Below are 11321 nucleotides of genomic sequence, written 5' to 3' on the forward strand. Positions count from 1 at the left end.
TCGGTTCACCCAATGCCACCGAGCTCCTTATCTGATTCTGTGACCCTGTCCGGCTGTGTGGCCCTGTCTGGCTGTGTGGCCCTGTCTGGCTGTGTGGTGCTGTCCGGCTGTGTGTCACTGTCTGATCGGGTCACCGGGCTTGGTGCTCGCGATCCGCGTCGTGTCAGAGAGAACCTAGTATGCCGTGTCAGTGCGAACAAAAACCCGATGGCGGCGATCACGATCGCCGTCGTCAGTGGCCAGTCGCCGAGACGAGTCGCCCAGGTGCGCTCGTCATGCAGCGGTAGGCGGCTCGTCAGCACCGCCGGCGTGAAGATCCCGCTCTGCTCGATGATCATGCCGTCGGGATCGATGATCGCGCTCACCCCGCTGGTCGCCGCGACCACCGCGGCGCGCCCGTGTTCGACCGCTCGCACCTGCGACATCGCGAGCTGCTGGTAGGTCATCTCGGTGCGGCCGAAGGTGGCGTTGTTGGTGGGGATGTACAGGATCTGCGCGCCGTCGTCGACGGCCTTGCGCGCCGATCGGTCAAACGCCACCTCCCAGCAGGTCGACACGCCCACCTCGACCGTTCCGGACCTGCCGGGCACGGTCACCGTGGACGGTCCGGAACCGGGACGGAAGTTTCCGGCCATGTCGGCGTACGACGAGAACATCCGGAAGAAGCCGCGCCACGGCAGATACTCCCCGAAGGGTTGGATGATCTGTTTGTCGTAGCGGTCGACCGGTCCTCGTCTGCCATCCCACACCAGGACGGTGTTCGTAGGCCGTCCGTCCGGATTCATGACCAGCGTTCCGACGAGGATCGGCGCGCCCACCGAGACCGACGCCTCGGTGATCTCCGCTGCGGCGTCGGGGTTGGTCAGTGGTGAGATGTCCGACGCGTTCTCCGGCCAGGCCACCAGGTCCGGTTGGGCGGCCACTCCGCTGCGCACGGCGGCGGCCAATGCTTTCGTCTCGCGGACGTGGTTGTCGAGGACTGCGCGGCGTTGAGCGTTGAAGTCCAACCCGAGGCGCGGCACATTGCCCTGGATGGCGGCCACCCGCACCGACGACGCCGCGACGTTGCGGTCGACGGTGTCCGGGGTCAGCGCGATCGCGGCGACGGGACCGACGAGGGCCAGGACCACGGCGAGGGCGGCGACGCGCACGGTGCGCCGGCCGTGGTGCTCGCCGTCGCGCACCGCGCGGATCGCCACCTGGGCCAGCCAGGCGATCGACGCACCCAGGAGCGTCACCGCCGCGGACAGTCCCGGCGCCCCCAGCACCGAGGCGAGCGGTAGCAGCGGTCCGTCGACCTGACTGAACGCGGCTCTGCCCCAGGGAAAACCGCCGAACGGGAACGACGACCGCAGCCATTCGACCAGGACCCACGACAGGGTGAACCACACCGGCGGAACCGGTAGCCGCATGGTGATGACTGCGATCAGTCCGAACAGCGCCGTGTACAGGGCGAGCGCAACCGCGAGGGCCAACCACGGCAATGGTCCGACGTACACGCCGATCCACGGCAGCAGCGGAACGAAGAACGCGAGGCCGAAGACGAATCCCAGCCACACGCCGGTGCGGGCCCGTGGTCGACCCGCACCGAGCGCGGCGGCCAGCAGGCCGAGGCCGAGCACGGCGAGGAACCACAGGTTGCGCGGCGGAAAGGCCGCCCACATCGCGAACCCCGCGACCGCGGACACAGCGGTCCGCAACGCCAGGATCATCCGTGGCGACGGGACCCGTCGGCCGCCGATCGGTGCCTCGGCCGTCACGAGCCGCCGCCGTCGAGAACCCCGATGTCGAACAGGACCTGGCGGCGGTGCACGGTGCGGACACAGCGGGGCAGTCGGGCGTCGGGGGCGATGTCGGGCAACGCCGGCACCCGCGATCGCGGGTCGGTGGACCACCGCTGCACGCTCTCGTGAGACCCGGCCACGACGAGGTCGTCGACGTCCCACACCGCGTAGCTCGCGGGTGCGCCGGGAACCAATGTGCCGGCCATTCCGTCGTTGACTCCGGCCGCACGCCACCCTCCGCGGGTGACGGCGGCGAAGGCGCCCCGTGCCGAGATCGCGTTGCGCGGCTGGTGGTGATGAACCGCGGCCCGGATGGTCGCCCACGGGTCGATCGGGGTGACCGGGGCGTCCGAGGAGAACGCCAGTGCCAGGCCCGCGCGGGCATGTCCGGCGAAGTCGTTGAGCCCGGCCGCTCGCGTGGCACCGAGGCGCTGCTCGTACAGATCTCCCGGCCCGCCCCATGCCGCATCGAACAACGGCTGCATGCTGGCCACGACACCGCATCGCGCCAGTACCTCGGCCTGCGCCGGAGTCACCATCTCGGCGTGCTCGAGACGGTGGGCGCAGCGTGCCAGCGCGGGGGTGCCGAGTTCGGTCGCCAGTTCGTCGAAGGCGGCGACGACTGCTGCGGTCGCGGCGTCGCCGATCACATGGAACCCGGCCTGGATCCTGATCTCGGTGCACGCCCGGATGTGGTCACGGATGGTCTCGTAGTCCAGGTAGCTGATCCCGGTGTGCCCCGGGTCATCGTGATAGGGCGCGGTCAGCCACGCGGTGTGCGAACCGAACGCGCCGTCGATGAAGAGGTCGCCGGCCAATGCGTCGGCACGGCTGATGGAGAGCAGTTCGCGAGCGTGCTCGGCGCTCTCGACCGGTTGTCCCCAGTACCGGCGGACCTCGACCGGATGGTCCAGATCGGCCAGGGCCAGGAAGTCGTCGAGCCCGCTGATATCCGGTCCACCGTTCTCGTGGACCGCGACCACCCCATGCGCGGCGGCGTGGTCCAGCGCACGCCGCTGTGCTCGCGCACGCTGCGCGGCGGTGACGAGTTGCCGGGCGGCGCCGCGGACGAGGTGATGCGCCTCGGCGACCAGCGGTTCCTCGGGGTGGTAGCCGGCGGCGTCCGCCAAATCCGGCACCAGCCGGCGGAGCGCGGTGGACGCGACCGCGGAGTGCTCGTCGATGCGGGCGAGGTAGGCGGGCAGGTTCCCGACCACCGCGTCGATCTCGCTGGTGGTCGGGAAACGGTTCTCGTCGGCCGCCGGCCCGGTCCACCCCGAATCGTCCCAGCCGAGACCCCAGACCAGCTCACCCTCGTCGGTGCCCGCGGCGTACTCGGCAACCCGGCGCAGGCAGTCGGATCGATCGGTCGTGTCGTTGAGCGAGAGCCCGGCCAACCCCAGCCCGGTGGATGTCAGGTGGACGTGCGAGTCCACGAAACCCGGGGCGACGAAACGCCCGCCGAGGTCGATGACCTGCGCATCCGGGTGAAGCGCCCGGCCGACGTCATCGGTGCCCACCCAGACGACGACACCGTCGGTGACGGCCATCGCGGTCGCGTCAGGGGCTGCGGGTGAATAGACGGCTCCGCCCAGGAGCAGTTCCGTGGTCACGGTCGTCCAGTGTGCCCTGCGTCGGTCGGCGACGGCTCAGTGGCCCCGCGGCAGCCCACGGTTGTCGGAATCCGTGGACGGAGGCGTCCGGACCGTACCGTCGGTCTCCACGACGGTGCCGTCGACGACGGTGCCGCCCCGCACGTAGATGCCCGAGGCATACAGCCCGGCACGATTCATGCTCGCGGCGAAGCTCTTGGCACCCGCAGCGGCGACGACCGGTCGCAGCCCCCGCCGGACGGGTGGCGCGAGCAGCAGCAGACCCACCGCGGTCGACACGATGCCCGGCACCACCATGAGCAGCGTCGCGGCGGCCAGCAGCGCGGTGTCGGTCAGCGGGCCGCGAGGGTCGACCTCGTTGCGCGAGGCACGCCCGAGCTCGGCGAACACCTTCCGGCCCTGCCGCTGCAGCAACGCGAAACCGGCCACCACCGCGGCCAGGGTGATCAGCACGGCCCATCCCACGCCCAGGAAGTGGGCCATGGCGACAAACGCACCGATCTCGATCGCGAAGTAGGCGATCACGTACAGCATCCGCATGCCGACTCTGCCTTTCCGGGATTCGTCACGGCGCCCACAGGCGGTGGACGCGGGTCTCTCCCTGTTCGTACAACGACACAGAGGGCCGGATTTCTCCCGATTCGGCCGGGTTTCTCGAAACCGGCGGGCTATTGTCCCGCGTCGGAACACTCGTGGTCAGCCGTCGCGACCTTCGATGTCACCCTCGGCCTGCAGGTACACCTGCCGGAGCTGGTCGAGCATCTCGGCGGGTGGCTGTTCCCACAGGTCGCGTTCGACGGCCTCGAGCAGGCGTTCGGCGATGCCGTGGAGCGCCCACGGATTGGACTGCTGCATGAATCGCTGATTGTCCTCGTCGAGGACATAGGCCTCGGTCAGCTTCTCGTACATCCAGTCGGCGACCACGGTGGTGGTGGCGTCATAGCCGAACAGGTAATCAACGGTCGCGGCCATCTCGAATGCGCCCTTGTAGCCGTGGCGTTGCATCGCGGAGATCCACCGGGGGTTGACGACGCGCGCTCGGAACACCCGGCTGGTCTCCTCCGACAGGGTTCGGGTCCGGACCGAATCGGGCCGGGTGCTGTCGCCGATGTAGGCATCCGGATCCTTGCCGGTGAGTGCGCGGACGGTGGCGACCATGCCGCCGTGGTACTGGAAGTAGTCGTCGGAGTCGGCGATGTCGTGTTCGCGGGTGTCGGTGTTCTTGGCCGCCACCGCGATCCGTCGATAGGCGGCGCGCATGTCGTCGACGGCGGGCACACCGGCGAGGTCACGACCGTAGGCGTAGCCGCCCCATTCGGTGTACACCTGCGCGAGATCGGCGTCGCTTCGCCACTCCCGCGAGTCGATCAGTTGCAGCAGCCCGGCTCCGTAGGTCCCCGGTTTGGATCCGAAGATGCGGGTCACCGCCCGGCGCTGGTCGCCGTGTTCGGCCGTTGCCGCGCGCACGTGCGCGGCGACGAAGTTCTGCTCGTCGGTTTCGTCGGCTCCGGCGGCGAGCGCAACCGCATCGTCGAGCATGGTCACCACGTGCGGGAACGCGTCGCGGAAGAAGCCGGAGATGCGGACGGTGACGTCGATGCGGGGCCGGCCGAGCTCGGTGAGCGGGATGAGTTCGAGGTCCGAGACCCGGCGGGACGCCTCATCCCAGATCGGCATGACACCCAGGAGCGCGAGTACCTCGGCGATGTCGTCGCCGGAGGTCCGCATCGCGCTGGTGCCCCACACCGACAGACCGACCGACGCCGGATAGGACCCGTGGTCGTCGAGATAGCGCTGCAGCAGGGAATCGGCCAGGGCGCGGCCGGTCTCCCACGCCAGCCTGCTCGGGACGGCCTTGGGGTCGACCGAGTAGAAGTTGCGGCCGGTCGGCAGCACGTTGATCAGGCCGCGCAGCGGGGAGCCACTCGGCCCGGCCTCGATGAAGCGGCCGTCGAGCGCCCGCAGGATCTGATCGATCTCGCGGGTCGTCTGGCGTAGCCGGGGAATCACCTCGCCGGCCGCGAACGTGAGGATGTCACCGACGGCCGGCGGATGACCGGTGGCGGCGTCGGCGATCGCCTGCGGCGACCACTCCCCTTTCGCGCATGCGGCGACGAGCGAACGGGCCGTCGCCTCGACGTCGTCGACGGTACCGCGAGCCGCACTGCCGTCCTCGGACAGACCGAGCGCCTCCCGCAGACCCGGGAGCGCCTGGCTGCCGCCCCACAGTTGGCGGGCACGCAGCATCGCGAGGACGAGATCGACCTCGTTGTCGTCGGCGGGTGCCTCGCCCAGCACGTGCAGGCCGTCGCGGATCTGGACGTCCTTGATCTCGCACAACCATCCGTCGACGTGCAACAGCATGTCGTCGAAGACATCCTCGTCCGGACGTTCGGACAGGCCGAGGTCGTGGTCCATCTTCGCGGCCGTCAGCAGGGTCCAGATCTGCTGTCGGATGGCGGGCAGTTTCGCCGGGTCGAGGGCGGAGATGTTGGCGTGCTCGTCGAGCAGCTGTTCGAGCCGGGATATGTCGCCGTAGGACTCCGCGCGGGCCATCGGCGGGATCAGATGGTCGACGAGGACGGCGTGTGCGCGACGCTTGGCCTGCGTCCCCTCACCCGGGTCGTTGACGAGGAACGGGTAGATCAGCGGAACGTCACCGAGGGCGGCGTCGGTGCCGCACTCGGCGGACATGCCCAGGGTCTTGCCGGGCAGCCACTCCAGATTGCCGTGCTTGCCGACGTGCACGATCGCGTCGGCCCCGAAACCGTCGATGTCGGCGGTGTCGGTGTTGGCAGAGTCGCGGTCGCCGCGGCCGGTGAGCCAGCGGTAGGACGCCAGATAGTGGTGCGACGGCGGCAGATCCGGGTCGTGGTAGATGGCCACCGGGTTCTCGCCGAAGCCGCGTGGCGGCTGCACCATCAGCACGATGTTGCCGCACCGCATCGCGGCGACGACGATGTCGCCGTCGGGGTTGGCCGATCGGTCGACGAAGAGCTCGCCGGGCGCCGGCCCCCAATGCTCTTCGACGGAGGCGCGCAATGTCTCCGGCAGTGTGGCGAACCAGCGCCGGTAGTCGGCCGCGGATACCCGGATCGGGTTCGCCGCGAGGGTCTCCTCGGTGAGCCAGTCCGGATCCTGTCCCCCGGCTTCGATGATCGCGTGGATCAGCGCGTCCGAATCCGATTCCGCCAGGCCGGGTATCGCGCCGGGGCCGTCGGCCGGCCCGATGTCGTAGTCGGCGGCGCGCAAGGCGTCGAGGAGATGCAGCAGGCTGCGCGGCGTATCGAGGCCGACGGCATTGCCGATCCGCGCATGTTTGGTCGGGTAGGCCGACAGCATCAGCGCCACACGACGGTCGGGCGCCGCGATGGCGCGCAGCCGGGCGTGGGCGACGGCGATCCCGGCCACCCGGGCACACCGCTCGTGATCGGGCTGGTACCAGGGCAGACCGTTCTCGTCGAACTCCTTGAAGGAGAACGGCACCGTGATGATGCGGCCGTCGAACTCGGGCACAGCGACCTGGGTGGCGACGTCCAGCGGTGAGAGTCCGTCGTCGGTTGCTGCCCAATCCGCACGGGAGCCGGTCAGGCACAGGCCCTGCAGGATCGGGATGTCGAGTGCGGCGAGGCGTTCGATGTTCCACGCGTCGTCGTCACCGCCCGCGGACGCCGTCGCGGGCGTGGCCCCACCCGCGGCGAGCACGGTGACGACCAGGGCGTCGGCGGTACCCAGCAGGTCGATGAGATCGTCGGGCGCGGTGCGCAGGGATGCGCAGAAGATCGGCAGCGCCTGCGCACCACGGTCCTCGATGGCGGTGCACAGCGCGTCGACGTACCGGGTGTTGCCGGCCAGATGCTGCGCTCGGTAGTAAAGAACGGCGACCGTGGGGGCGGCGGCGACTTCGTGGGCGGGGGCCGGGCGCGGAGAACGTTCGAGGATGCCCCAGGCCGGGGTCTGCTGTGGCGGTTCGAAACCGAGGCCGGTCAGCAGCACGGTGTCGGAGAGAAAGTTGTGCAGGTTGACCAGGTTCGCCACACCACCTGCCGCGAGGTAGTTGTGGGCCTCGGCGACGACGCCGGCGGGAACCGTCGACAACGCCATGAGGTCCGGGTCGGGCTGCTGCTCCCCGGAACACACGACGAGCGGTTTGCCGGTCGCGGCGACCGCGGTCAGCCCGTCCTCCCAGGCGCGGACCCCACCCAGGATGCGCACCACGACGAGATCGGCATCGGCCGTGAGTTCGGGGATGTCGTCGACCAGGATGCGGGACGGATTGGCAACGGTGAAGTCGGCATCACCGGCCGCCGCGGTGATCAGATCCGTGTCCGAGGTCGAGAGCAGCAGCAGCATCGTCAGATCTCCTCGCCGGGAGGCGCGCCCGGTGCGTGTCGGAGGAGCCGCGGTCCGGCTCCGGTGTGGTCCGTTGGTCACCGAGGCGCAGGTCTGACTTCGGCATCCGGCGTCGGCCGGGCACCGTCACAGTGGCGCGACCGTGCCGGCCTCACACCGGCTTCTGTCGCACTCGGTGGGTTCAGCCTAGTTGTAGCCCTCGAACCGGTCCGGCCCGGCCACGACGCGGCGGAGGCCTACCCTGGATTTCGTGATCCAGCCGACCCACCGCGACGTCGCCGACCGCTGCCCGGGTGTGTTCAGCACGCACGCGGCCGCCGACGGTGCGGTTGCCCGCGTGCGGCTGCCCGGTGGGCGGATAGAACCGGGGCAGCTCGAGATCCTCGCGCAGGCGGCGGCCGCGCATGGCGACGGATTCCTCGAGCCGACGGCACGGGGCAACCTGCAGGTGCGCGGCATCTCCGATGTCGCCGCGGTGGCGCAGGCGGTGATCGACGCGGGACTGGCTCCCAGCAAGACCCACGACACCGTGCGCAACATCGAGGTCAGCCCGTTGACGGGCCGCATCGGCGGCGCGGCCGACGTGTGGCCGGTCGCCGATGCCCTTGATGCCGGTCTGCGCGCCGACGACCGATCGACAGAGCTGTCGGGCCGATTCCTGTTCGGGGTGGACGACGGGCGCGGTGACATCGTGCGGCGGCATCCGGACGCCTGCGCAGTCGCTCGCCCGCAGACCCCGGATGCGGCGGGGGCGACCGCCATCGTCGCCGACATCATGGTCGGCGGTGAGCTGCTCGGTTCGGTCACCGGCGTGAACGGAATCGTCGGCGCGCTCCTCGACGTCGCCCACGACTTCACCGAGTGCGCCCCGCAGGCCTGGCGCGTCGGCGACCTGACGGTCGAGCAGCGGGACTCGCTGATCTCCGCTGCGCGGGCTCGCCTGGCGCCGGTGATCGACGGACCGACCAGCACCGACGCCACCGACACCGCGGAACCGATCGTCGGGTGGTTCGATCAGGACGACGGTGCGGTACTGCTCGGGGCCGTGGTGGAGCTGGGCCGGCTGCCGGCGCGCCTCGCCGAGTTTCTCGCGGCGGTGGGTAAGCCGCTGATCTTCACCCCTGACCGGGAGATCCTGCTGTGCGATCTCGACGAAGGTGTCGCCGAGACCGTCGTCCGTGTCCTCGCACCGATGGGGCTGATCTTCGATGCGTCGTCACCGTGGGCGCGGGTCAGTTGCTGCGTCGGTGCACCCGGCTGCTCGAAGGCGGCCGCGCCCGTCCGGGACGACCTGCTGGCGCGGGTCCGGGCCGGTGAATCCGTGGAGGACCGCGAGCACTGGGTGGGATGTGGGCGCCGGTGCGGTGCTCCCGCCGGGCCGCACCTGCTGGTGGAGGCGACGCCCGACGACGGGTATCGCACCCATCGTCGTTAGGCTTGCGGCACCATGACCGACTACCTGCGCGACGGCGCCGCGATCTATCGCCAGTCTTTTGCCACGATCCGCGCCGAGTCGGATCTGAGCTCGTTCGGCCCCGACGTCTCGCAGGTGGTCGTCCGAATGATCCACGCGTGTGGGCAGACCGATCTCACCGACGACGTCGTTGCCACCGACGGTGTCGTGCGGGCCGCGCGGGCGGCGCTGAACGCCGGGGCGCCGATCCTGTGCGATGCCTCGATGGTGGCCGCGGGGGTCACCCGAAAGCGCCTCCCGGCCGACAACGAGGTGCTGTGCCATCTGCGTGAACCGTCGTTGCCGGATCTCGCCGAACGTCTGGGCACCACCCGTACCGCTGCCGCACTGGAGTTCTGGCGACCGCGGCTGGCCGGCTCGGTGGTGGCCATCGGCAACGCGCCGACCGCGCTCTTCGCGCTCCTGGACATGATCGACGCCGGTGCGCCCCGCCCCGCCGCCATCGTCGGCGCGCCGGTCGGTTTCGTCGGGGCGGCCGAATCCTGCGCCGCGCTCGCCGACCGCGATGACCTCGAGTACATCACCGTCACCGGCCGGCGGGGTGGCTCGGCCATCACCGCGGCGGCGATCAACGCACTCGCGAGTCCTGAGGAGTGACGACGGTGGCAGGAAAGCTCTGGGGTGTCGGGCTGGGTCCCGGCGACAGCGAACTCGTGACAGTGAAAGCGGCCCGCGTGATCGAGGCCGCGGACGTAATCGCGTATCACTGTGCGCGCCACGGCAACAGCATCGCCCGATCGGTGGCCCAGCCGTATCTGCGCGACGGGCAGATCGAGGAACGCCTGATGTATCCGGTGACCACGGAGGGCACCGATCATCCGGGCGGCTATGACGGTGCGCTGCGCGACTTCTACACCGCGAGTGCCGCTCGGCTCGCCGAGCACCTGCGCGCCGGCCGCGAAGTCGTGCTGCTCGCCGAGGGTGACCCCCTGTTCTTCAGTTCCTACATGCACATGCACAAACGACTCGTCGCCGAGTTCGACACGGAGATCATTCCGGGCGTGACCTCGGTGAGCGCGTCGTCGGCGGCAGTGGGTATCCCCCTGGTGGAGGGTGAGGAAACGCTGACGGTGGTGCCGGGCACACTCCCGACACCGGCGCTGGTCGCCCGGTTCCGTGCGGCCGAGGCGATCGCGGTGCTCAAGCTGGGACGAACCTTCGTCCGAGTGCGCGAGGCCCTCGCACAGGCCGGCCGCCTCGACGAGGCCTGGTACGTCGAGCGCGCGTCGACACAGGTGCAGCGGGTGCTGCCCGTGGCGAACGTCAATCCCGAAGAGGTGCCGTACTTCTCGATGGTCGTAGTACCGGGACCACGCAACAATCCGGTCGGTGCCGGTCACGGTAGCGGGGCACCGGGTGAGGTCGTGGTGGTCGGGCTGGGGCCGGGTGCCGATGACCTGACCACGCCCGCCGTCGCCGCGGAACTCGCTCGGGCCACCGACCTCGTCGGCTACAAGACGTACCTGGCGCGCGTCACACCGCGGCCGGGTCAGCGCATCCATGCCAGCGACAACCGCGTCGAGTCCGAACGCGCCGAGTTCGCCCTGGATCTCGCGGCGCGTGGCGCCCGGGTCGCGGTGGTCTCCTCGGGTGACCCCGGGGTGTTCGCGATGGCGAGCGCGGTCGCGGAGGTCGCCGCCGAAGCCAGGTGGCAGGGTGTCGGCGTGCGGGTGCAGCCCGGGGTCACCGCGGCGAACGCGGTCGCCGCCGCTGTCGGCGCGCCACTCGGCCACGACTATGCGGTCATCTCGCTGTCGGACCGGCTCAAGCCGTGGGAGGTCATCGAGGACCGGATCCGGCACGCAGTCGCCGCCGACCTCGCGGTCGCCATCTACAACCCCGGCTCCGCCAGCCGCACCTGGCAGGTCACCCGCTTGCGCGAGATCCTGCTCGAGACGACCTCACCCGACCGTCTGATCGTTCTCGGCCGGGACGTCGGCGGACCGGAGGAATCGTTGCGCACCACCACGGTCGGCGATCTCGACCCGTCCGTCGTGGACATGCGGACGTTGCTCATCATCGGGTCGTCGGCCACCACGATCGCACCCCGCCCTGCAGGCGATCTCGTGTACACCCCGCGTCGTCACGACGGCTGAC

Annotated in this window: 7 protein-coding genes; 3 read left to right on the forward strand and 4 right to left on the reverse strand. The window is 70.1% G+C overall.

The genetic code is table 11. The features are described from left to right. Positions 1-5 precede the first annotated feature (5 nt). The 4 genes from lnt to cobN form a co-directional block, all read right to left on the reverse strand. Positions 6-1712: an apolipoprotein N-acyltransferase gene (lnt, locus tag VZC37_RS08065; RefSeq protein ID WP_330432482.1), complete on the reverse strand. Its 1707-nt coding sequence runs from the start codon at positions 1710-1712 to the stop codon at positions 6-8. Between the two features lie 44 nt (positions 1713-1756). Further along, positions 1757-3397, reverse strand: a complete 1641-nt coding sequence (locus VZC37_RS08070) for an amidohydrolase (protein WP_330431953.1) — start codon at positions 3395-3397, stop codon at positions 1757-1759. A 36-nt stretch (positions 3398-3433) separates the two neighbouring features. Beyond that, a complete protein-coding gene (locus VZC37_RS08075) occupies positions 3434-3937 on the reverse strand; it encodes an FxsA family protein (RefSeq protein WP_330431954.1) in 504 nt (167 codons plus the stop codon). Positions 3938-4093: 156 nt separating this feature from the next. Beyond that, complete coding sequence (gene cobN, locus VZC37_RS08080) at positions 4094-7750, reverse strand: cobaltochelatase subunit CobN (RefSeq protein WP_330431955.1); 3657 nt, start codon at positions 7748-7750, stop codon at positions 4094-4096. A gap of 253 nt (positions 7751-8003) precedes the next feature. On the opposite strand from cobN, the gene VZC37_RS08085 reads away from it, so the two are divergent. From VZC37_RS08085 to cobJ, 3 genes are read left to right on the forward strand one after another with little or no spacing between them, the layout of a single operon-like run. Then, a complete protein-coding gene (locus VZC37_RS08085) occupies positions 8004-9185 on the forward strand; it encodes a precorrin-3B synthase (RefSeq protein ID WP_330432483.1) in 1182 nt (393 codons plus the stop codon). A gap of 12 nt (positions 9186-9197) precedes the next feature. After that, complete coding sequence (locus VZC37_RS08090) at positions 9198-9821, forward strand: precorrin-8X methylmutase (protein WP_330431956.1); 624 nt, start codon at positions 9198-9200, stop codon at positions 9819-9821. 5 nt (positions 9822-9826) lie between these two features. Continuing rightward, positions 9827-11320 carry a precorrin-3B C(17)-methyltransferase gene (cobJ, locus tag VZC37_RS08095; RefSeq protein WP_330431957.1) on the forward strand — a complete coding sequence of 498 codons (1494 nt, stop codon included), beginning with the start codon at positions 9827-9829 and terminating at the stop codon, positions 11318-11320. The last annotated feature ends 1 nt before the right edge of the window (position 11321 follow it).

The sequence above is a fragment of the Gordonia sesuvii genome (assembly GCF_036350415.1).
Lineage (GTDB): Bacteria > Actinomycetota > Actinomycetes > Mycobacteriales > Mycobacteriaceae > Gordonia > Gordonia sesuvii.